Here is a 22,073-nt window from a genome sequence, read left to right on the forward strand (position 1 = left end):
GTTCTGTTTTTAAGGTTTACTGTTCACTTTAATTTCGTTGTTCGTTCCGGTTTCCACTTGAGGGTTGTACTCTAAAACGTACATTCCCTGGTTGTATTGGCCGGTCCCTTCGCAAACTATGAATTTGATCCGGGAAGGTTCCTGAAACTTGTTCTTTTCCAGGACGATCAGTGGTTGGCCGGTTCCTGTCGGGCAAAGCCCCTGGAATCTGGCGATCACTTCCTGATTGTCGATGGCGGAATAGAAGTTATAGATGCTCTTGGCGGCCACAAAGATATGATCCTTGGTGAACACTCTGGCAACTTCCGCCGCCGGCAAAACACGCTGGCTGTTGCGGTACAGACGGTCGATCTCTGTGAATACGGTGCGCAGGATCGGATTGGTCGTGCCCAGGCAGTTGAAGCAAAGCTCCTGCTCTTTCCAGCAGGAATTCTGGGACTTGCACACTTCCTGGCACAGAGTTTCGTCAGGACGGCAGTAAAGCGTCACCGTGTCCTGGAACTCACCACGCGGGCCGGTGCCCACAGCGGACTCTACAGACCAGGCCATAGCTGTTTGTACGTTCAGCAAAAGGGTCAGGGACAACAAAATGGATTTCATTATTTCCCCATCGCTCTTCTGCAGGATTTGTGGAATCCGTACATGGAATGTGTTCTGAAGTTTTCAACTCTGCGTTCGCTGCAGGTGAAGCGAATGACCGCTTCACCTTTGCACAGATCAGATTTGATCCACGCTTCTTTTGTGTCGGACGGTGGCCATTGGCTGTCGTCGTCTTCGCGGATGTAAACTTCGTGAACCTTGGTGTTGTAGGCCTTTTCGAAGACATCAGCAGCTTTCGCGGCACAGCTGTCTCTGAAACATTTCAAACCTTTGCTCAGCTGATCCACACAGTGGGTCGGGATCTGTCCGTACTTTTTGTAAACTTCAGCCGCGTAAGCTGCGTTCACTTCCCAGGATTTCGGGATATTTACTTTGTCTTTTTTTGCCGAGAAATACTTCTGGAAGGTGCGGAACAGGTACACAACAAATTTCGCCGGATTCACAACGCCGAACGTGGAAGTGGAGGCGGCAGCCACCGCAGTGAAGTTCAGGGTGCAACCACCGCAGAAAGAACGGGCGGTTTTCGCACCGGTCGCGAAGTCACTTGGATTGTTGGAAACAACTTCGTTGGACTGTTTGGAATCACAGTAATTCACTGTCAAACCAGAGAAAGAATAGAAGTTGTAGTTCTTGATACCGTTGCTATTCAGGGAAACCGCGCACGGCGCACCCAGCAAAGGACCGAAATCCGCCACCAGGGATGTTTGCATTTTGGATTTTTCAACACGCGGGTCGAACTTGATTTTGCCCTCTTTCACCAGTTGGTTGAAAGAAGCCACTTTCGGAGCGGTGAAGTTCACATCCACATAGATCGGCAGGATATTCCAGCCGAACAATGCCGTATTCGCCAGGTCCACCATCAGCACTTTGTTCATGCGCTGGGTTTGGAACCAGGGATCGTACATTTTGCAGGTTTTAAGTTCAGAGTAAGGATTGAACAGGTTTGGATCTGACGTTTTGCCCGCCAGGGGAACCAAAGCGTCCGCATAAGTGGAAACCGCATAAAGGTCCACCATGCTTTTCACCATCAAACGGGTGCAATCCACAGCGCTGTAGCAGATCGCCTGAGCGCCGGAAACAGACTGATTGTTCCAGGACAGCAGGGGCTGGTTGTTGAATGCGGTTGGAACGAACTGGGCTTCTTCCGGGTTCGGCTGAAGCTGCATCATCTCTTTCGCCCAGGGAGCAAAGCCGGACTTGTTCACGGTGTAACCGGATTTGTTCCAGTAATTTTGTTTTTCAAGTTCGTTACAAAGTGGCAGCACCTGGGAAGAAACCGCTTTGAAGAAGTTCACGTGCTCTTGCAGTGAGCGACGGTCAGAATACTGCATCTGAGTCATGTTCTTCAGCTGGGCGATGCGCTCGATGTCCGTTTTCAGGAAATCCAGAGTTTCGTCACCGGCCAGGCGGATCTCGGTACACATGTAGTAAAGTTCGTTCATCATGGCTTCATTGCCACGGTGAGCGCTGATGTCTTTGGAAACCACAGTGCTCAACACCGCTGAACCCAGTTGATCCTGCAGCAGGTTCAGATTGGTGATCGCGGCCTGATACTTGGTTTTCATCAGGGCGCGGGACTGGATCACGTTTTTGCGGAAATTCGCCAGCCATTCCTGAGCACTGTCGAAGGACTGAGTCCCCAGGAAGTCATTGTTGACGCCACGAACGCCTTTTTCCAGCATTTCCGCGTCAGTGCCGCCGGGAACGGTGTCGAAGTGTTCTGGTGTCGGGCCGCTGATTTTAGCCAGTTCTCGGATGCTGTTGGCAGAAAGGTATTCACTGTCACAGGAAGGTTTAGTCATGGACTTGCAACCGTTCGGAGTGAACATGATGGATTCTTCAAGAGCGATAGAGCGGAAGATACGGCCGAAGTTGGGGCTTAGCTGTTCAACTTCGTTGGTGTGTCTCCACGCCCAGGACAGATAGATTTTCAGACTGTTCCAGAAATCGAAGCCTTGCTGAGCCAAAGAGTTTGCATTGGTTTCCCAGTCAATTTGCAAAGTCACGAAACGGTTGTTCAGGCTGTCATCGGCATTAAAGCAGCCGGTCAGATAGTCCGCTTCGTTCAGGTAAGCCAGGGCGATGTCCTGCAGGTTGGCTTGGTTGACTTCCGGGTTTTGCAGGTGTCCCTGCAGAGCCGAGAATTTTTTGATGTAATAGCAGCCCAGGCGGTCTTTGGAAGAATGCAGAGGGAAGTTTGCTTGAGTGAAACGGTCAAAGGCCAGCAGATCAGCGCGTTTTCCGGCGCGGGCCCAGATTTGGGAAAGATAATCGTTCAGCTCGGAGCAGTTACCACCACTGGCTTCACAGCTGTGGTTGGCCTGCAGATACTTGGGAAGGTCTGCAGTTTTCAGATTCATAGGCAGCACCGGAAGCTGCCCACGGATCATTTTGTTCATGATGTTCAGGGTCATGTAGGCCACAGAAAGACGGAATTCCTTCATGGCCTTGTTGCTGTATTCTTCCGTGTTCAGGCCGCGCAGTTTGGCGACGGAGTTCGCGGTTTTACCGGCATTGTAACCATCAATCATGATCATGATGGAAGATGTCGGCTTTTCAGAATCCAGCGCGCACTGAGCGCGGTTGGTGAACTTCAGAGGACTCAGGAGACTTGTCTGATGCGCAGGCACCTCTGCACGGCTTAGCGCTGGCAGGGTGAGGGCAATCAGTAAAGTGACCAAAGTGATTTTATTCATGAGTCCTCTTGAGTTTCGTTGACCGGGTTTAGTTCAGTGCTTTGCAGTTATCGACTTTGTTCAACATCGTTGTGTAGAACAGAATCACAGTTTGGTCTGCAGGGGAGAAGTTACGCTTCGTGGAACCGTCCGCGTTCACCATGTTGTACATGTATGTGTTCACGAAACGATAAACAGAAGGAGTCACACGCAGAGTGGAGTTACAAGAGTAGTTTTTGTAAGTCACAGTGATGCCTGCGTAGTAGTCGCCACCGTTGTTGTTGCGGGAGCCACTGTCACCGATGTAGAAGTTGTTGCCGCCGCTGTTTGGGTTGTCGCCGTAACCAACCTGGAAGCTTACTGTCCAGCCTTCGCCGTGACCGTCAGTGCCTACGATAGAGCAAAGGTTGCCTCTGCAAGCCACGGCCATTTCGTTTTCAATCTTTCTTTGGATCTCTGCCTCTGTGTAATGTGGATTTGGACGAGGATCATAGTCAGGGCTGCCGCCGTCGAATTCGTCAGCGTGGACAGTCAGGGACATTGCCAGTGCTACAAGGGCAGCACTAAGGAACTTCAATTTCATGTTCTCTCCGGTTTTTGTGGCTTGTCAGGGTTCAGTTACGTTCGGTTGTTTCCTGACAGCATTTTTTTGAGTGGCCGAGTTTTAATCGTGTTTTTTTGATTTCGCCAGCGCAGACACGCTGCGCATGTAAAGAATTCTTCAATGATTTCAAATAGTAACATCACCCGAATGGGTTATGCTTTAGTTGAGTGATTTCGCATTGTTAGCTTCTTAACAGCGCTCCACTGCTTCCTAAACTGAATTTTGACCGTGGTTTTACGTGTTTAGCGGGACATTACAAAATCGGCATGAATTTTCGCTGAATTTTGCGTAAACAGAACAATGTGGAACAGGCCTGTTTTTGGGGGGTTAACCCTTACGGGTGACTAAGCAGTTTTTTGAGTTCTGCGGACGGATCTTTAGCTTTTTCAAGACCGCGACAGGCTTCAATGAACGAAAAATAGTTGCGGTCCCTTGCTTCGTACAGCTTTTCGAAGTCACTCAAGTCCTGCATGTACGTGCGATACACCAGCAATCTTGCATTGTTCAGCTTCGCTTCGGCGAATCTTTTGTAGCTGTCCGTTTTCAGTCGCGGCACGACTTCAGAGGAGAATTTGCTCTGAATCTGCTGAATTCGCTGCGCGCGTTTTTCTTCTGATCTTTCACTGGCAGGAAGCTCTTTGTACCATTTTTCAAGTGCATCCAGCTCGGTTGAAATGAATTGCGAAAACACTTTGCTGTCGTCATTTTCCGACTGAATCAGCTTCAGTGTCGGAGATTCCGCACCTTCTTTTTTGTGATAGAAAAGTTCAGCCCCTTTGTTGCCCAGAAAAGTGGCCAGGCGTTCGTTGAAGTCAGCAGAGTTTTTAATATACAAAGTGGCGTGCACGGTTTCGTGAATGATGGTGTTCACAAGGTCATAATCATCATAACGAAGCATGGAGCTTAAAATCGGATCATTGAACCAGCCCAGCGTGCTGTAAGCGGAAACACCCCGCATGTAGGTGTCAAGGTTGTCCTGTTGCAGGGATTTTTCCTCTGTCTTGGCGTCGTCTTCGTTGAAATAACCTTTGTAAGGCATTTTGCCCATGAACGGATACGACCACTGATGGTGCTTCAGTTCCCACTTCGGTGCCGCGCTGACGACATAGGTGACATAGGGCCGGCCCAGCTCAACGTACGAGGTATAGTTTTTGGTGGGCTTCAGATGCAGTTCGGTTTCGGCAAAGGCGCGGGCTTCCTGAGCCAGAAGCAGCTTTTTCTTTTTGCCTTCATCAAGACCCGGATCTTTCAGCGCTTCGTCGACGGGGACGCGGCTGTTCAGCAGCTTCATCTGTCCATAGCCGGACTTCATCAGATAGCCCATCTGGCATCCGCTGTTCAGGGTGGCTACCGCAAGAAGTATCAGGCCAGGTTTCAGCCTCATAGTGCCCAGGTCACGCCGGCACGGATAGAGCTGTCATCAGTTTGCAGACCATCGCCGATCGGTGTTTTCCACACGTCATAGCTCAGCTTGATACCCAAAGACTCGGTGACTTTGATTTTTAAGCCCACACCATAGCTGGGAACAGTGACGGATTCAGGTTCGATAGTATAAGTGTCCTGGCCTTCGATCTTGATCTGCTGGTAACGGCTGATCTGGGCGCCGCCGCCTTTGATGTAAGGCTGGAACAGGGCGGTCTTGTCCGCGAAAACCAGAATCAAATCCGCGCCCAGAATTTGAGATTTTTGTGTCGTCGTACGGCGCGCATCCGAGGGGCTGGCTTTTTCTTCGCGCAGGCCTGTCGCATCGGTGTAACTTAGCTCCAAAGCCAGGCGCTCCAGGAAATATAGGGACAGCGACCCTGTGATGGATTCAGAATCGAAAGAGTTGTCTTTGTCAAAGGTGGTGGTTTTTCTTCCGTAGGACAGGCCCAGTTCTGTGAACATCGCATAAGCGGGCAAAGAGGTCGAAATCAGAACGGCCAGTAGGGTCAGGGATAAAAACTTCTTCATTCTCACATAGTAGCAAGGTTGAGTGGCGAACAACATGAAATCGGCCACACTCTGGACTAAAGCTCCTGGACCGGGTACAACCAAAGTATGGCTGACAAAGTTTTAAAATGCGGGCTGCCCTCAGACGAAGGGGAGCTTAAAAAGATTCTGACCCCTGAACAATATCGCATCATGGTCGAAAACGGCACCGAGCGTCCGTTCCAGAATGCGTATTGGAATCATCATGAACACGGCATCTATGTGGATGCTATTTCGGGCGTGCCGCTTTTTTCCAGTGACGACAAGTTTGAATCCGGCTCCGGCTGGCCCAGTTTCACCCGTCCGATTTCTGCGGACGCGGTGACTGAGATCGCTGATTATTCTCACGGGATGACTCGGGTTGAAGTGCGGGCGTCTTCGTCGAATTCTCATTTGGGGCATGTGTTTGATGATGGGCCGGCACCCACGGGGCTGCGTTACTGCATCAACTCGGCGTCGCTGAAATTTATTCCGCGCAAAGGATGAGTCCTGAGCAGACCTCAGCATTTAATCCCGCAAAAAAATAAAAATTAGTCCATACTGGTGAAATGAAATTCATCGGATCTTTTATTGCTTTCATGTTGTTGGGAGTTCAATCACAGGCGCAGGATTGGCGGACGGCCACCCGGGACAGCGCTCATCTGGCGCCGACTCCACAGGAAGAAAAAGGCGCGGTGGTGCAGGTGTACGCCGCACGCACCGTCAGCTGGCGGGGATACTTCGCAGTTCATTCCTGGATTGCGACCAAGGCCAAAGATGCCGATCACTACATGACCTACCACGTGATTGGCTGGCGTGTGAAACGAGGCCTTGAATCCGTGCGTATCGAATCGGACATTCCGGATCGTCATTGGTTTGGTGCGAAGCCCGAGTTGATTGAAGATCTGCGTGGTGCCGAAGCTGAAGCCGCAATCCCCCAGATCGACAGGCTGGCAAAAGATTATGCTTACAAGAACACCTATCGCGCCTATCCGGGCCCGAACAGCAACACGTTCATTTCCCATATCATCCGCAATGTGCCCGAGCTGAAGGTGGAACTGCCGCCGCACGCCATCGGCAAGGACTGGATCAATCAGGCTGATATCGTTGGCTGGAGCGAATCTAAAACCGGCGTGCAGTTTTCGTTGTTTGGAATGCTCGGGCTGACCGTGGGACTGGGTGAGGGGGTTGAGCTGAATCTGCTGGGGCTTAACTTCGGAGTTGATTTCATGCGCCCGGCATTGAAGCTGCCGATGGTCGGTCGGGTCGGAATGAGCGACAAGCCCTAGTCGTGATTTTTAGTTGCGGTTCACCAGGACTGGTGGGCTGTAGCGCACGGTGAAAGAAAAGACGAGGTGAATATAGCCGTCCTCTTTCACCATCTCTTGCGGGGGGTTCGGGAAGATGCGGGCTTCTTTGAAAGCATTCACCGCTGCAATATCAAAGTTTTTGATTCCTGAACTTTTCATGATCAAAGCCGAGCGCAGATTGCCGTTGCGATCCAGAATAAATTCAGCCTGAGTCACCCAGTTGCGGTTGCCAGCATTGATGCGGTCAATGCGATCGAACTGATCGATGGCCTGCTGCACGCGGGTTTCCCAGCGGTAGCGGATCAACTCTTCCACGCGCGCATAGAAAGTATAAAACAAATAGCGATCGGTGTTCAGCGCCGTGAAGGATCCAACCTTCACATCTGTTGGCAGGGATTCGCCGACGGAAGAAAAGCCGTCATTATAGCGTTTCATCTCGGCCAGTTCTTTGGAAATATCCACATTGCGATAGCCGTCTTTGTCGACATCTTCGGTGTTGTGCTGCTGTTGTTTCTGTTCAGCCACTTTTGGCGGCGCCGACTCTGGTTTGTTCACCGCACTTTCGCGGTTGCTGCGATTTTGGGTCATACCGGATTTTGCCGCCTGAGTTTCTTCTTTCACGCGCTGTTTTTGTTCGGACAGGAAGCGCGCCAGAGTTTCATCTTCGGGCAGTTTCATTTTTTCCGGCACCACGGCCTGGCGCACGACCGAGCGGTCTTTGGGTTTTAAGGCGTTGAAGATCTTTTGTTCTTCGGAAAGCGTGACTTCGATCACTTCGGGTTCGGGCAGATGCAGTTTGGGCGCAAGCCAGATCAGGCCCACGATGACCAAAAAATGGAACATAAAACTGCAGAGAATCGCCCTAAGGACTGCCATTGTCTCATTTTAAGCCGAAACTGGACCTTTGGGCAAGACGGCTAAAGTTGAAACACATTCTGCCGATAAGAAATGAGTCAACAGGGGGAAAAATGGGGAAAGTTCTCGATATTACGCCACGCCTAAGAGCTCAGAATTCTTTGGAAATCAAAGAAATTGAGGTCCGCGCAGAGGTTCTCGACATTACAGAGGCCCGCCAGGAAATTTTAAGCCGTGACCGTCGTGACGTAAAAAGAACAATTTTAACTGAGTTTGTGGGAGCTTTTGTCGTACTTCCTGAGAAGGGTCTTTTGAAGGCCGCACTTTACGACATTTCTGAAAACGGTTTGGCTTTCGATCTGGAGCTGGCTGAAGGTGGATTTGTGACCGGCGACGAAGTGGCGATGCGAGTGTATTTGAATCACTCCACGTACTTCCCATTCACGATCACTGTGTCCAACAGCCGTGCTATCGAAGACGAGGGCGTTGTTCGTCATGGTGCTGGTTTTGTCAAAGGCACGATGAATGATGTAGCGCTTCATCACTTTGTGAAGTTCATTGAAAACGTCAGTGCCAGTCTGAAAACAGATTCCGGCGACGTTCTTGTTTCTCACATTTCCTAAATTGTCCTGACATTTTGAAAGTTGCAAAGGCCCGGTGATTTTTTTTGCCGGGTCTTTTTATTTTTTGGGACGCCGTTTTGCGTGGACTTTGGTCCTGCGATTTGTTGCAATTTAGCTGTGGAGTATCTGCAGCTAACAAGCGGGCAGATCGCATGGACTATAACTACGGAGGGTGTCCATTGAGCAAATCTAAGCGCAGAAAAATTGTTGTCGATACGAACGTGATCCTTTTCGACTCCCAGGCGATCCTGAGATTCGGTGAGGCCGATGTTCATATTCCTATCTCTGTGATCGAGGAAGTCGACAAGTTCAAACGTGACCAGGGTGAAAACGGTCGAAATGCGCGTCAGTTCAGCCGCTTTATCGATGTGCTGCGCTCCAAGGGCTCTTTGGCCAGTGGTGTTCAGATCGACAACTCCGAAACCATGGTTTACATCAACACGGATCTGATGCTGGCAGGTATGCCGTCAGAGCTGGATCATCAGAAAGCGGACAACCGTATTCTGAACACCGCTTTGGCTTTGCAAAAGCAGCACCCGCGCTACAAAGTTGAGCTGATCACCAAAGATATCAATCTACGTATCAAAGCCGACGTTTACGGCGTTGTTGCCAATGACTATGATGCCAACGACATCAACCGTGACGATCTTTACGAAGGTTATCAGGAGATCATGGTGTCTCCAGAGCAGATCGATGCTTTCTATCGCGAAAAGCGCTTCATCACCGATGTAAAGCTTTACGGCAATCAGTACGTGATCATGAAGGATGCGGCGAACCCGAATCATTCTGCGATCGGTCGTTACAGCCTGGCGGATAAGGCCATCGTTCCTTTGATGCAGGCCGCTGATTCTATCTGGGGTATTCATGCACGAAATGTCGAGCAAGCCTTCGCATTGGACTGCTTGCTGAATGACGAAATCATGTTTGTATCCCTGGTGGGTAAAGCCGGTACGGGTAAAACTTTGATGGCGATTGCTGCGGGTCTTCATAAAACTTTGGATCAAGGGCAGTTCCAGCGTTTGCTGGTTTCCCGTCCGATTTTCCCTATGGGACGCGATATTGGTTACCTTCCTGGTGACATCGAGCAGAAATTGAATCCTTGGATGCAGCCTATCTTCGATAACGTAGAGTTTTTGATGGGTGCGGACAAAAAAGCTGCCGGTCGTGCGCAAGAATTGATCAATCAGGGGATGTTGAATATTGAACCTCTGACTTACATTCGCGGTCGCAGCATTCCGAAGCAGTACCTGATCGTCGATGAAGCACAAAACTTGACTCCGCACGAGATCAAGACAATTGTTACGCGTGCCGGTCGAGGGACGAAGGTTGTCCTTACGGGCGACGTCTATCAGATCGATAATCCATACGTGGATTCCGCGAACAGCGGTTTGACCTATGCGGTAGAGAGATTCAAAGGCCATCCAATTGCGGCCCATGTGACTCTGACCAAAGGTGAAAGATCTGAGCTGGCCGAGCTGGCAGCAAATATCTTGTAGGTTTTTAGGAGTTTTTTCATGGCTGAAGTGATTGATGTAGGATTTGAAGCAAAGGTAACTGTGCAAGTGACGGACAAAATGATCCAGCAATTTGCGGAGCTATCCGGAGATCACAATCCAATTCATTTGAATGATGAATACGCATCAAAAACCCGTTTTGGTCGCCGTATTGCCCACGGTATGATCGTTGGCGCTCTGATTTCCAGAGCGCTTGTTGATGGTATCGGTCAGGGTGGTATTTACCTTGCTCAAAATATGAAATTCGTAAACCCGGTATTCGTTGATGATACAATTGTTATCACCATCAAAATCACAGGTTTGAGAAAAGAAAAAGGCATCGCTACAGTTGAAACCAACGTGGCGAAGGTCAATGGTGATGTCGTGGTTAAGGGTGATGCCGTGATCATGATGTCAACGACTGGCCCTGCCGGCATATGAGCGGAGTCTTCCATCTGGTCTACTTCAGCAAGGCGGCCGAGGATCTAAGCTACACGGACATCCGTGAGATCCTCGAAGTCTCGCGCCGGAACAATGCCCGTCTGGGTATTACGGGCCTGCTGATTTTCCGTGATGGATATTTCGTGCAGCTCCTTGAGGGTGAAGAAGCTCCCGTGCGCAAAGTGCTGGACGCCATCCGCGAGGATGATCGCAACTATTCCGTCAAAGTTTTGATTGAAACCATCGGGGAAGAGCGTCTTTTCCCGGATTGGTCCATGGCTTTTCACGACGGTGATATCACCACATCCTCAACCAACCATCTGATTGAGCTTTTCGAATCGGTCGTATCCAGCGATCTGAGTCGCCGTGGTCTTATCATGCCGATCCTGAAAAAGTTCCGCGCATCCGCCCCCGAATTGAAATAAAAGGTTCCCGGTTCTTTTTTAGGCCCACATTGCGTTATGGATGAACATCATAGAAAGGATTCACTGATGAAAACCCTGCTGAATAAACTGATTGCCCCACGAAATTTCAATACCAAGATGGATGACTTTGCGCTGACGATCTTGCGCGTGTTCATCGGCCTGACCATGGCTTTCTCTCATGGGTTGGGAAAAATTCCTCCTCCGGAAATGCTGGTGGAAGGTGTGCGTTCAATGGGCTTCCCGGCGCCGGAACTGTTTGCTTGGTGTGCTGGATTGGCTGAATTTGCCGGCGGTATTTTGCTGGCGTTGGGTCTGTTGACCCGTCCCGCAGCTGCGTTCATGGTATTCACCATGATGGTGGCGGTGTTCGGTGTTCATGCGGCGGATCCGTTTGGTCAAAAAGAAATGGGCCTGTTGTATCTGTTCACCGGTTTGTTCTTTGTTCTGCACGGAGCTGGCCGCTGGTCAGTGGATCACCTGATCACGAAAAAGAAATAGTTCCTTGCACACGTTAAAATGAAAAAGGAGCCGGAAGGCTCCTTTTTTTATTTGGATCTGCAGAAATTTTAATCGGCTCTATAGAACGTCCAGCAGACGGCGTTTCAGCTTTTCTTTGAATTCACTGACATTCACTTTCGCCCCCGTCAGTTGTTCAAGGCTGATCATCACTTCCGGTGGGAAACCGCAGGGACGAAGTCCTTGGAAAGCTTTTTCATCATGGGTCAGATTGATGGCGGCCCCATGGAAGGCCACCCATTTGCGCACACCCACGCCGACAGAGGCAATCTTGTGATCATTGACCCACACACCAGTGTTATCGGCATCCGTGCGGTTGAAGCTGCTTTTGGATGAAGAGCGTGCCTCGATACCCGACAGGCCATAGGTTTTCAGTACGTCGACAATGGCGTCTTCAAACACTTTCAAGTAAGGATTGATCTCGCGGTCTTTGCGACCCTTGCGGGTGTGGGCCAGATTCAAAATTGGATAGATCACAAGCTGGCTGGGACCGTGATAAGTGGCGCGTCCCCCGCGAGTGACCTCCACCAGCGGGCCCTGCCAGGCAAAGACATCTTCGGCCTGAGTGGCGCGACCCACAGTCACCACCGGAGGATGTGTGCAGAACACCAGAACGCCCGGAAGGTCTTCGGTGTGCACCTTTTCCACCAGGTCATTTTGTTTTTTCAGAGCCTCATCATAGTTGATAAGTCCCCAATCCTGAAAAATCAGATCAGCCATGATTTGTTTGTGCCACCGATTTAAGTCCAAGTCATTCTTTCTCTTCAAAGGTCCAATTCAGAGGGCAGTGTGCAACCTTTGGACAGCAATTTCATTCGAGGTGTAAACGCACTAGTCACAAAAATTTCAAAATGAGATTCGTTTGAAAAGCCACGGAACATGCCCCCAAAATGGTTTCAGGAACACAAAGAAGCAGGGAGAGGGTATGAAGAATCTAGGACTGATGAGCACATTGATCGCCGCGATCGCTCTGACAGGATGTCTGGACAACGGCGGTGGCACTGAGGTGAAGCAAGACCTCAATAACGGTGACTTCAGCGTTATCACTGAGCCGGAAACGGGCTCTGGTGGCGGCTCAAACGGTGGCAGTACCGAAGAAGGCAGCACCGGTTCAGGTGGTGACAACGGTGGCAGTGTGCCGGCTCCATCAGACCCTGAAGGTTTTGATATCAACAAAGGCGCAGTTCTGACGGCGTCCACAAACCTCAGTCTTGATTTCTATCCTCCGTTCCACACGGCTTACACCAAGGTTTCTGAAAATGAATCCTGCGGTGGCGGCACTTGGGTGGACTATGCGGACTCTGGCACTTTGCTAAGCTCCAAGACCAACCAGAATGTGCCAGTCAGCGTGCAGTTCCGCGATCATGACGGTCGCACCAGTTCCTGCTATGTTCGCCGTATCTATATTGACCAGATCGGTCCGGACATCGTGTTCGCAAAATACCCATCCGCTCCGGTTGAAGAAGGCCTGGATGTGGAACTTATCTTCACTGTGACTGATGCGGGTGCGGGTGTGGCATCTGTGACTTGCTCTATGGGTTCTTCCACCAAAGCCTGCGCTGCCGGTACGAACAAGATCGTTCTGCCCAAACTTGCCGGTGGTGATTACACCCTGAAAGTTTCTGCAACAGACAAGCTGGGTCATGCTTCTGAAAAATCCATCTCTTTCAAAGTTTCCTCCATGTACAAACAGATGGTGAACAACGTGAAAGTGAACGAATACCAGAAAGTGGATATTCTGTTCGTGATCGACAACTCGGGTTCCATGGAATACGAGCAAAAAAGCATGGCATCCCGGGTCCGTAACTTCCTGGATGTGGTGAAAGGTCTGGACTGGCAGATTGCCGTGACCACCACCGATCCAGTTCACAAGACCCTGGGTGATGGCCGCTTGGTTCCTCTTTATAACAAACCCGGCCAGTATATTCTGACTTCCTCCATGAACGACGCCGAAGCCCGCACAACTTTGAGCAACACTTTGCAAAGATCAGAAACCGGTTCTGGCAGTGAGCAAGGTGTCTTCGCCGCTTACCGCGCGATTGAACGCTCGATGACGGCATCCGGTGGCAACGCGAACTTCATCCGTAACGATTCCCAGCTGGCTGTCGTGGTGATCTCGGACGAAGATGAATCTGCCAACGGTGCGAAAAATGATCCTGCGAACTTTGTGAAGTTCGTGGCTGACAGCTTCGGTTCCCAGAAAGCCATGAGTTTCCATTCCATCATCGCCCGCCCTGATGATCAGGCGTGCTTGAAAGGCGAAGGTTATTCTGCCGGTTTCCGCTATGAGCAGATTTCCAAACTGACCGGCGGTGTGATCGGTGACGTATGTGCATCTGATTATGCGGCCCAAGTTCAGGGTATCGCCGAAGGTGTGCGCAAGACTTTGAAATCCATCACGCTTTCTTGTGCGCCAGTTGTGGATGCCATGAGATCCATCCTGGTTCTGAAAGATGGGCAGGTGTATGATGGCACTCGCAAGATGGAAGGGCTTAATCTAGTCTTTGACCAAATGCTGCCTCAGGGGAATTACGAAGTTTACTACTCTTGTATCAAGTAAGCTTCGGTTGGTGAAAAAGGCCCATCTGACTTCGTTGTCGGGCCTTTTGCTTCTCTCCGACGTGCTTGGAGCACGCCTCCGTTTCGCAAAAAGCCCTCCGCCTTGCATCTGGACCTTTTTGACCAACCGCCTTTCTAGGGGTTGGTTTGGTTTTAGAACCAGTATTTATATCCGAGACTGAAACCAGTCATACTTCCGCGACCGTAATCAATAGAACTAGTGCCAGATGTCTGTGTCATGTTTAAGGCCACCGATCGGATTATAAAATCGATGGATGAGTTTTCAGTTAGAAGAACGCCTGCGCCAAAGTAGGCACCCAATCCACCATAAATTTCAACTGAAGAACCGTCTGTGTCAGTTAGGGTTGGGATACTTAGGTTTAAGCCGAACGGAATATAAAAGGTATTCCATCGATAAGCTAACCCAGCCTCTCCAATCAGAAATGAAAGTTTCGGCTTAGTTCCGGTAAAGTTACCAGAAGCTGTGCCACCACTACCTGTGAATTTAATAGTGTTGATTTTACGACCGACTTCTAAAAGAAGGCTCGTTGAAATTCCCCAGTTTTGAGGTTTCATTCTGGCGAATGTTAGTCCAATGCCAACTGAAGAATCCGTACCAAATTCTGCATTCAGATTACCGCTCCCACTTGATGTGGTGGCATATACATCTTCAAAATTAGCCTGGTTTGCTGAAGCATAGTAAACTGAAAAGCCGAGTCTTGGACCGGATGCCCATCTTTCCTCCAAAGAACTTGGAAGCTCGTCCATAGCTACCTGTGGAGTTGATGGAGTATGTTGAGAATTGCTTTCTTCTTCGATCAGAGCCAACTCTATAGGAAGATCTTTCGTGATTTCTTCGCGATTTAGACACTCTTTCGAACTGAGAGTGAGCAATGAATCCTTTTTGCCTTTAAGTATAAGAGAGCATTGTTTGTTGTTCGGAAACGTAACAAGAAAAGTTTTGCCGGGGCTCAGTGTTTCAAGGGAATTGGAAGTTTCTGCAACAACTAAGTTTTGAGAGGGAATTACCTGCTTTATTGTATATGCCGATGTTTTAGGAGTTTCGGCAGCTTCGGTGGAGGTTGCTTGGTTTTTGTCCGCTTCTTGCGCCGAAGAATTTTGAGCGGCGAAAAGCAAAGTCATTGCGAAAATAAGAATTGCGCTATTCATAGGGATCCTTTGTGTTGGGATCCTTATCTTTTTATTTTGTTTGAAAGTAAGCAAATTTATATTTGTTTTCAGTCCATTGGTCTAGAGTACAAATTTAATTCTGTAGGATGCGGTTTAGGGCTTTGGCTACTTCGGCGGATTCGTTGATGACTCTTTGGCTGATGGCTGGGTTTTCCATGAAATAGCCGAAGGCGCGGATGATTTGGGTGTTTTTTTGGTCGGGGCTTACGTTTGTTAAGTCATAAGCTGGGTTTTTATAGGCGTGAGCGTTCCACAGGCTTTCTAGATTTAGATCTGTGCGGTTTCTTTCCAGCCATACTCTTGCTGGCTGGGCTACGTGGCAGCTGGCGCAGTCCATGTTTTCTGGGTTGAAGCTGTGCGGGTCTTCGGCGCGGTGGATGGCGCGCAGTTCTTTTCTTAGCAGGTCTTCGTTGCCTGTTTTCATGCGGGCGGAATTGCCGATGACCTTGTTGAATGAATCTTCGCCGGTGGCTTCTGGGGAAATAAGGCCGCGTTCGAAGTGGTCTGATGGGACTGCGAAGTTGACGAAGGCTTGGGCTGATCTGTCCAGGCGTGGGATCTTCATCAGTTTTAGCTGACCATTGCGCACTTCAAAGCCCGAGAAAGACCACATGTCGCCAGCGCCTCGGACCACCATCGCGGTGATGCGGGTCAGGTTTGCGGGGCCTGCGTATTTGCGCACGATTTGGTTGAACTCTAACAACGCCGGGGATTTGTCGGCTTGTACGGCCCAAGCGGGGTGCACTTGCAGAGGCAGACCTTTGGTTTCGACTTTGTTGCGAAGTTTCCACGCCATTAGATCTTTTGTCAGGGAATCAAAGTCAGCATCGCTTAGCACATAGAAGCTGTGCAGGGCTGCATCGACGGATTGCACGCGGTTGCGGAAGCCTGGTTCCAGCGGTTGCCATACCAGGCGGATTTGTTTTTGGCAGGACTGTGGGGTTGGCAGTGGGAAGCACGGATCGATGCGCACGGCGATCACACGCAGGGATTCGGCCACGTCGTTTTCGCTCATCACCGGAGTCAGCGGAGGAATCGTTCCCATAAATGCCGGGTTCAGCAGCGGACCGCCACGGCCGGGGGTGGTGATGCCCATCAGATTGTCGTCGCCAAAACGGGCCGGCAAAGGCATCAGGTAAGAGACGTCATTCAGGTCCCAGGCGGCGTTGGCCTGAAGACCCAGAAACAGGGCAAGGGCAAATGCGAATGTGGCTTTCATGCGACGCAAATTTCCATTTTTGATGCGCCAATTCAACAAGATTCCCATAAAACGCCGGGCCAAGGACCTAATTGAAAATGAATTAAACGCGCTTCGTGTTATCATGGGTTTTTACGGAAAGGCGTGGAATGAAACTTCAGGGCGGAATTAATTTCAGAGACATGGGTGGGTATCTGACGACGGATGGCAGACGGGTTAAAAAAAACCGTCTTTATCGTTCCGGCTCCCTGTCTCGTTTGACGGCTGAAGACTGTGCTCAGCTGGAAGCCCTAGGGGTCACAGAGATCCATGATTATCGTGATCTGAAGGAATCCGCTGCCGATAAGGACGTTGTCTGGAACGGCGCTGTCTATGAATGTCATCCGGCGAATCCGGATTCTCACGCTGTGAAAAATGACAACCACGATTTCTGGGCGGATGAAAATCTGCGCGTGGTTCCCAGCGATTTTATGGAAACTCTGTACAAACAACTGCCGTTCGCCAATCGCTCCTATCAAAGACTGTTTGAACGCGTGCAGCCTTTGCAGCAAGGTGCGCTGGTTCAGCACTGTGCCGTCGGAAAGGATCGCACTGGCGTCGGATCTGCTCTGACATTGTTGTCTTTGGGAGTTTCGCGAGACGCTGTTGTTGAAGACTATCTGCGTACAGAGCAGACATTGCAGCCATTCCGCGAACAGGTCTTGAATAAAGTTGAAAATAAACTTTCCAGCAAAGGCCTTGAAAACCTGCATTATCTGATGTCAGTGAAAGAACATTTCCTGAGCGCAGCCTTGGATGCCATTCACGCACGCTACGGCAGCCTTGAGCGCTACTTCTCCGTGGAATTCTCACTGACCCCGGAAAAGCTGTCCGCTTTGAAAAGCAACTACCTGGAGTAAATCCCCCTCTTTCGACTTTTAGTTTACTGGAATTCGATCTTAAAAATAAGAAAACCTGATGATGCGAAGACTAAGGCTGAAAACAAGAAACTTCACTATGGACTTGCGCTAGGTACTGGAGTTGCTGCCATTTTGAGTTTGGTTGATTACCTTAAGGCAGCAGGTGTTTTTTAGTTCTATTTCAAGATCACCACAATATTAGGTTCGCTGACGACGATCAGTTTTCCGTCTTTGGCGAATGTCATGCCTTCATATTGCTGGGCCACCGTCGGCAGATCCAATGTGCTGACGGCTTGTCCCTGGCGGTTCACGCGCATCACACGGGAAGACTCATGACTGAGCAATAGCAGTTGATCGTTGGCGTCGTCGTAGACACAGGCGGAAAGATCGCTCATTACATGTTTCAAAAGGCGTTCTGTATCGAACGGCTCTTTCAATCCCAGTGCAGTGGAATCCAGAATGTCATTGCCATGAGTGGGGCGGTTCCATTCAAAGATGCGTTTCGGTTTCTTTTCCTGAACCGCGAAAAGCACGTTGCGGTTCTTGGAATAACAAACGCCTTCCAAGCCCATGTTGTTTTTTAATGGTGCCGGCAGTTGCATCAACTGAACATCTGCGCGTGATTCACGCGCATCAACAGTTGTTTGGCTTTCATTGATCTTAATAATCAACACGTGATTGGATTCCGTGCTGATGGCGTATTCGTTTTTCCCCAGATACACGATGTCTTCGGTGTCGTCATCCAGCAGGTTGGTGACACGAATGATGCGCACAGGTTTTGCGAAGTCCTCTTTGTATTCAAAGATGGTTCCGGAATTATTCTGAATCAGAAAATAAGAATCACTGTCGGGGTTGTATGTGATCCCGGACAGATTGCCGCCCACCTCGGGCAGGGTCTTCTGTAACGTAATAGCTTCTTGGGCAAAAGCATTTGTGGATAACAACAGCAATGCAGTTAGAACGACTTGGATTTTCATTAAATTCCCCCGGGCTGAATTCTTAACCTGAGACAGAAGCCACTGAAACAATAATCTAATTCTGTGTCTGTTTTGTAAAGATTTGGCAAGCTCCCCTTTAGTCTAGGTCGCATTTTCCGAAACTGGTGGGGTCCGTCAACGTCTACATCCAGGAGAACGTTTCAATGATTTCATCCACGATACAAAAACTGATGTTTTCCACGGTGGCGGTGCTAAGCCTTGCCGCCTGTTCTCAAGAGGGCCTTATCAAGGGCGCCGCCCTATCCACCAAAATCACCCAAGGCGACGTGTATGTTTCGCTAAAAACCCAGGTGGACTCCAACAACCTGCAGATCATGAGTGTGCAGTTGCCGATTTATAATCCAGAAAACCCAGTGGAGATGCTGGGAATGCTCAATGTTTCGTCTCTGGTGCCCGGAATTACCGATATAGATCTGGTACTGAACTTTTCCCGAATCACCAAGATTCCGGCCCTGCAGGCTGAAAAAGGCCTGCCCAACGGAACTCTGTTTCCGGTCATGGGGGTGAAGGCGGAAGAATGGTATTCGATCCCGCTGAGTGACAGCCGTGTCTCAAAGTTGTATCTGAATCTGGATCTGCAGGCTCCCAAGGTGGTGCTCGGGTATGCACTGGGCACGGATTCGCTAAGTGCTGGCATCGTGGCCAATCTGTTCACTGGATTTAACGCCCAAGGTGTGACTGGCTATGGCGGCGTTTACAGCGGCCTGCTGCCGGGACAAAGCGGGGTGGCTGTGTTTGCTGATGTGACGTCGGTGCTGAAAACTTCCAGCGCAGGAGTCAGCTTTTTGGATCGCACCACAAAGAGTCGCCAGAGCCGGGTCGTCGAACGTTTGCAGCAGTTGAACCAGAAGCGTTCGGTACTGCGACTTCGTTAAAAAGCCTGCTTTGAAAATAAAAAAGCCGACCTGTTAAGGGGTCGGCTTTTTGTTTTATTGATTTGCGGAAGTCTTAGTAGTGAATCACTTCAAAAACCGCACGGCAACCGCGGTTCACCCAAACACGGTCGTTATAGATACCGAATGTATTGTTGTACAGGCACGCATCGTAAGAGATCACGTTGTACAGTCGCACGGACTGAACGTTGTACGGGCTGAAGTAGCACTCTTGATAGTAATAGTTCCAGGATTCGCAAGTGATGTATTCAACGCGAGGACCGGCTGGTGGGTAAGGATTCGGATACGGAGCCGGAGGACGTGGATTTGGGCGCGGATATGGATCCGGGCGTGGATTGCCTGGATAAGGCGCTGGGCGCGGTCCTGGGCGGATGTAGCTTGTTTCTGCGTCTTGGTACTGGCTTTCCAAAATATCTGCCTGAGCCCATGGTGCCAGGCCAAAGACAATTAGCATTGCAAAGAATAGGTTTTTCATCGGTTCCCCCAAAAAAGGTGTCATTGTGACTACAAAAATCTTGTACCCCGCAATTATGCAGGAATGGTGCCGACGTTTTTCGGTGTCAGAATGGCTAAAATTTCCAGTCTTCGATCAAAAGGGCCGCCTGCAGCTTTCCCTGGCGGGTCAAGGCGCTCAGGGATTTGATACGATAATCAAATGAGAACTCATTGGCCGAGTTGATCTCGGTCACACGATGAAACGGGAAGCTTAGACGCAGTTTTGTGAACTGCACGATCTTCAAAGCGGTGGCCGCCAATCCAAAGCATGCGTAGTAAAACAGGCTGTCGCGCTCCCAAAGGTCGAACCAGGTGTGGGTCGTCAGTTGCTCCAGTGTGAACGAACAGCGGTCATAACAGCTTAACGAACGGAAGATCTGGAATTGATCGGCATTATAGATCTGGATGTACTTTTCCTTGTCCAAAGTGTCGTGCAGATCCGACGGCGGAACGATGCCCATGCGAAACAGAAACTGCAGAACAAAACGCTCGTTCGAAAAACTATTTTCCAAATATTCCGAACGCAGGGCGCCCACATAGGCTTCCAGGGCTTGGGTTACGGCCGCTTGCTTGGCAGGGGACAGCTTGGTGAAGAAACGCATCTGAGGGTTGTCATAGGCGCGCATCTCAATGCCCAGGCATTTAAGCAGGGAGGAAAGCTCCACCAGGTGTGAGCGATAGATGGATGTCTGTGTGTTTAAAGCTAATTCCATAATCTAATCCGTATTTAGGTATATTTCATACCGGATATGGACTGAAAGTGGTTGCACTTTTGAACTTACTTACAGATTTGTAAGGCAAATGGGCGGGGAGCAGGCAAAAAGCTCACGATGGCCTGTAGGAATTATCGATCATATGTACGGTGTCTGTTGGTCGATGGCAGAAATGAAAAAGGCCGGCTTGCGGCCGGCCTTTTTACAGAAAGCTTAGGCTTTCAAAGGTTTTTGAATGATATGGATCGCGTGACCCAAAGTCGCCTCAGCGGCTTCCATCATGGTTTCACCCAGAGTTGGGTGAGGGTGGATGGAAAGAGCCAGGTCTTCGATACGAGCGCCCATTTCGATCGCCAGAACTGCTTCTGAGATCAGGTTGGAAGCTTCCGGACCGACGATGTGAACGCCCAACAATACGTGGGTTTTCTTATCAGCGATCATTTTCACGAAACCGTCTGTTTCCATCATGCTCACCGCGCGGCCGTTGGCTGCGAACGGGAACTTGCTGATCAGAAGATCTGTGTGACCTTTGGCTTTTGCTTCAGCTTCAGTCATGCCGGCTGCTGCGATTTCAGGATCCGTGAAGACAACAGCTGGAACTGTTTTCGCATCGTAAACACGGTTATGGCCCGCGATCACTTCAGCAACAAGGACACCTTCATGGGATGCTTTGTGCGCCAGCATTGGCTGACCACAGATATCACCGATAGCGAAGATGTTTGAAACATTCGTGCGGCGTTGAGCATCGACTTTTACGAAGCCACGCTCGTCAACAGCAATGCCAGCCGCTTTCAGATTCGCCTGATCGCCATTTGGACGACGGCCTACGGTTACAAGGATTTTGTCGCATTTAACAACTTCGTCTTTGCCGTTGATCTCAACAGTTACCTCAAAACCGTCTTTGACTTTTTTCTGACCTTTGGCTTTTGCTCCGTAAAGAACATTCACGCCCGCTTTAGTCAGTTTGCGAGTCACGATCTGAGCGCAATCCGGATCAACCACGCCCGCTAGCAATGCTGTCTGAGCTTCAATCACAGTCACTTCAGTGCCCAACTTACGCAGGTAAGAAGAGATTTCCAGACCGATGTAACCACCACCGATAACCGCCACGCGCTTAGGGATGGTGTCGAACGCCAATGCGCCCGTGGAAGAACAGATATCTTTTTCGTCGAATTTGAAACCAGGGATTTCAATCGGACGGGAACCTGTTGCCACGATGAAGTATTTCGCCTGAACTGCTTCAGTGCCGGCAGAAGACTTCACAGAGATTTCTTTGGAGGTCTTGAATTCAGCTTCACCCTTGATGATGGTGACGCCATAACCTTTAAGAAGCTGGTTCACACCGCCGGACATCTTGTCAGAAACGGATTGTTTCCATTTCACAAGTTGTTTCATGTCCACGTCGATGCCACCTTTGATGTTCAAGCCCATTTCTTTGAAATTGTGCTGAGCTTTGTGCAAAAGGTGAGTCGCAGTGATCATGGCTTTGGACGGGATACAACCCACGTTCAAGCACACGCCACCCAGGAATTCACGTTCGATAACTGCTGTTTTAAAACCAAGTTGTGCGGAACGGATCGCAGCCACATAACCGCCCGGACCCGCACCAATAACTACTACGTCAAAGTGTTGCAT

The 22,073-nt window shown here is 49.9% G+C and carries 23 protein-coding genes; 10 read left to right on the forward strand and 13 right to left on the reverse strand.

Translation table 11 applies throughout. The features are described from left to right. Window positions 1-9: 9 nt before the first annotated feature. The 5 genes from AC04MQ_RS17820 to AC04MQ_RS17840 form a co-directional block, all read right to left on the reverse strand. Entirely contained in the window at window positions 10-600 is a 591-nt protein-coding gene (locus AC04MQ_RS17820) for a cation-transporting ATPase (protein WP_475392740.1), read from the reverse strand. Then, entirely contained in the window at window positions 600-3,296 is a 2,697-nt protein-coding gene (locus tag AC04MQ_RS17825; protein WP_475392741.1) for a hypothetical protein, read from the reverse strand. The genes AC04MQ_RS17820 and AC04MQ_RS17825 overlap by 1 nt, the downstream gene beginning before the upstream one ends. 28 nt (window positions 3,297-3,324) lie before the next feature. Continuing rightward, window positions 3,325-3,858 (reverse strand): hypothetical protein, encoded by a 534-nt coding sequence (locus AC04MQ_RS17830; protein ID WP_041576976.1) that lies wholly within the window; start codon window positions 3,856-3,858, stop codon window positions 3,325-3,327. 355 nt (window positions 3,859-4,213) lie between these two features. Continuing rightward, complete coding sequence (locus AC04MQ_RS17835; protein ID WP_475392742.1) at window positions 4,214-5,263, reverse strand: aminopeptidase; 1,050 nt, start codon at window positions 5,261-5,263, stop codon at window positions 4,214-4,216. Beyond that, entirely contained in the window at window positions 5,260-5,832 is a 573-nt protein-coding gene (locus tag AC04MQ_RS17840; RefSeq protein WP_015089905.1) for an outer membrane beta-barrel protein, read from the reverse strand. Before AC04MQ_RS17840 ends, AC04MQ_RS17835 begins: the two co-directional genes overlap by 4 nt. Before the next feature lie 87 nt (window positions 5,833-5,919). Here AC04MQ_RS17840 and msrB point away from each other — a divergent pair, with 87 nt between their 5' ends. Both msrB and AC04MQ_RS17850 read left to right on the forward strand, forming a co-directional pair. Next, complete coding sequence (gene msrB / locus AC04MQ_RS17845; RefSeq protein WP_015089906.1) at window positions 5,920-6,336, forward strand: peptide-methionine (R)-S-oxide reductase MsrB; 417 nt, start codon at window positions 5,920-5,922, stop codon at window positions 6,334-6,336. Between the two features lie 62 nt (window positions 6,337-6,398). Continuing rightward, a complete protein-coding gene (locus AC04MQ_RS17850; protein WP_475392743.1) occupies window positions 6,399-7,118 on the forward strand; it encodes a DUF3750 domain-containing protein in 720 nt (239 codons plus the stop codon). 9 nt (window positions 7,119-7,127) lie between these two features. Here the strand turns inward: AC04MQ_RS17850 and AC04MQ_RS17855 are convergent, their stop codons facing one another. Continuing rightward, window positions 7,128-8,015, reverse strand: coding sequence for an energy transducer TonB family protein (locus AC04MQ_RS17855; RefSeq protein WP_475392744.1), 888 nt, complete (start codon window positions 8,013-8,015; stop codon window positions 7,128-7,130). Between the two features lie 92 nt (window positions 8,016-8,107). On the opposite strand from AC04MQ_RS17855, the gene AC04MQ_RS17860 reads away from it, so the two are divergent. The 5 genes from AC04MQ_RS17860 to AC04MQ_RS17880 all read left to right on the forward strand — a co-directional run bounded on the left by AC04MQ_RS17860 (window position 8,108) and on the right by AC04MQ_RS17880 (window position 11,474). Then, window positions 8,108-8,617 carry a PilZ domain-containing protein gene (locus AC04MQ_RS17860; RefSeq protein WP_015089909.1) on the forward strand — a complete coding sequence of 170 codons (510 nt, stop codon included), beginning with the start codon at window positions 8,108-8,110 and terminating at the stop codon, window positions 8,615-8,617. A 152-nt stretch (window positions 8,618-8,769) separates the two neighbouring features. Beyond that, window positions 8,770-10,113, forward strand: coding sequence for a PhoH family protein (locus tag AC04MQ_RS17865; protein ID WP_015089910.1), 1,344 nt, complete (start codon window positions 8,770-8,772; stop codon window positions 10,111-10,113). A gap of 18 nt (window positions 10,114-10,131) precedes the next feature. Further along, a complete protein-coding gene (locus tag AC04MQ_RS17870; protein ID WP_015089911.1) occupies window positions 10,132-10,551 on the forward strand; it encodes a MaoC family dehydratase in 420 nt (139 codons plus the stop codon). Next, complete coding sequence (locus tag AC04MQ_RS17875) at window positions 10,548-10,976, forward strand: BLUF domain-containing protein (RefSeq protein ID WP_015089912.1); 429 nt, start codon at window positions 10,548-10,550, stop codon at window positions 10,974-10,976. Before AC04MQ_RS17870 ends, AC04MQ_RS17875 begins: the two co-directional genes overlap by 4 nt. Before the next feature lie 66 nt (window positions 10,977-11,042). Further along, window positions 11,043-11,474: a DoxX family protein gene (locus tag AC04MQ_RS17880; RefSeq protein ID WP_475392745.1), complete on the forward strand. Its 432-nt coding sequence runs from the start codon at window positions 11,043-11,045 to the stop codon at window positions 11,472-11,474. Window positions 11,475-11,552: 78 nt separating this feature from the next. On the opposite strand, the gene lipB is transcribed toward AC04MQ_RS17880, so the two are convergent. Beyond that, window positions 11,553-12,212, reverse strand: a complete 660-nt coding sequence (gene lipB, locus AC04MQ_RS17885; RefSeq protein WP_475392746.1) for a lipoyl(octanoyl) transferase LipB — start codon at window positions 12,210-12,212, stop codon at window positions 11,553-11,555. 205 nt (window positions 12,213-12,417) lie between these two features. Between lipB and AC04MQ_RS17890 the strand changes: the two genes are divergently transcribed. After that, a complete protein-coding gene (locus AC04MQ_RS17890) occupies window positions 12,418-14,052 on the forward strand; it encodes a hypothetical protein (RefSeq protein ID WP_475392747.1) in 1,635 nt (544 codons plus the stop codon). 152 nt (window positions 14,053-14,204) lie between these two features. On the opposite strand, the gene AC04MQ_RS17895 is transcribed toward AC04MQ_RS17890, so the two are convergent. Together AC04MQ_RS17895 and AC04MQ_RS17900 are read right to left on the reverse strand one after the other, a co-directional pair. Continuing rightward, on the reverse strand, window positions 14,205-15,221 hold the full coding sequence (locus tag AC04MQ_RS17895; protein WP_015089916.1) for a hypothetical protein: 1,017 nt from the start codon (window positions 15,219-15,221) through the stop codon (window positions 14,205-14,207). Window positions 15,222-15,315: 94 nt separating this feature from the next. Beyond that, window positions 15,316-16,461 (reverse strand): hypothetical protein, encoded by a 1,146-nt coding sequence (locus AC04MQ_RS17900; RefSeq protein ID WP_235046250.1) that lies wholly within the window; start codon window positions 16,459-16,461, stop codon window positions 15,316-15,318. A 128-nt stretch (window positions 16,462-16,589) separates the two neighbouring features. Between AC04MQ_RS17900 and AC04MQ_RS17905 the strand changes: the two genes are divergently transcribed. Then, the gene (locus AC04MQ_RS17905) at window positions 16,590-17,339 is read left to right on the forward strand and encodes a tyrosine-protein phosphatase (RefSeq protein ID WP_475392748.1); all 750 of its coding nucleotides are present in this window, start codon (window positions 16,590-16,592) and stop codon (window positions 17,337-17,339) included. A gap of 176 nt (window positions 17,340-17,515) precedes the next feature. Here AC04MQ_RS17905 and AC04MQ_RS17910 read toward each other — a convergent pair whose 3' ends face one another. Further along, a complete protein-coding gene (locus AC04MQ_RS17910; protein ID WP_475392749.1) occupies window positions 17,516-18,316 on the reverse strand; it encodes an SdiA-regulated domain-containing protein in 801 nt (266 codons plus the stop codon). Window positions 18,317-18,480: 164 nt separating this feature from the next. Between AC04MQ_RS17910 and AC04MQ_RS17915 the strand changes: the two genes are divergently transcribed. Next, a complete protein-coding gene (locus AC04MQ_RS17915) occupies window positions 18,481-19,212 on the forward strand; it encodes a hypothetical protein (protein WP_475392750.1) in 732 nt (243 codons plus the stop codon). A gap of 73 nt (window positions 19,213-19,285) precedes the next feature. Here the strand turns inward: AC04MQ_RS17915 and AC04MQ_RS17920 are convergent, their stop codons facing one another. The 3 genes from AC04MQ_RS17920 to lpdA form a co-directional block, all read right to left on the reverse strand. Continuing rightward, the gene (locus AC04MQ_RS17920; RefSeq protein ID WP_235046251.1) at window positions 19,286-19,705 is read right to left on the reverse strand and encodes a DUF3011 domain-containing protein; all 420 of its coding nucleotides are present in this window, start codon (window positions 19,703-19,705) and stop codon (window positions 19,286-19,288) included. 94 nt (window positions 19,706-19,799) lie between these two features. After that, entirely contained in the window at window positions 19,800-20,438 is a 639-nt protein-coding gene (locus tag AC04MQ_RS17925; RefSeq protein WP_475392751.1) for a hypothetical protein, read from the reverse strand. Between the two features lie 213 nt (window positions 20,439-20,651). Continuing rightward, a complete protein-coding gene (gene lpdA / locus AC04MQ_RS17930; protein ID WP_475392752.1) occupies window positions 20,652-22,073 on the reverse strand; it encodes a dihydrolipoyl dehydrogenase in 1,422 nt (473 codons plus the stop codon).

It is taken from the genome of Bdellovibrio sp. MYbb2, assembly GCF_056175685.1.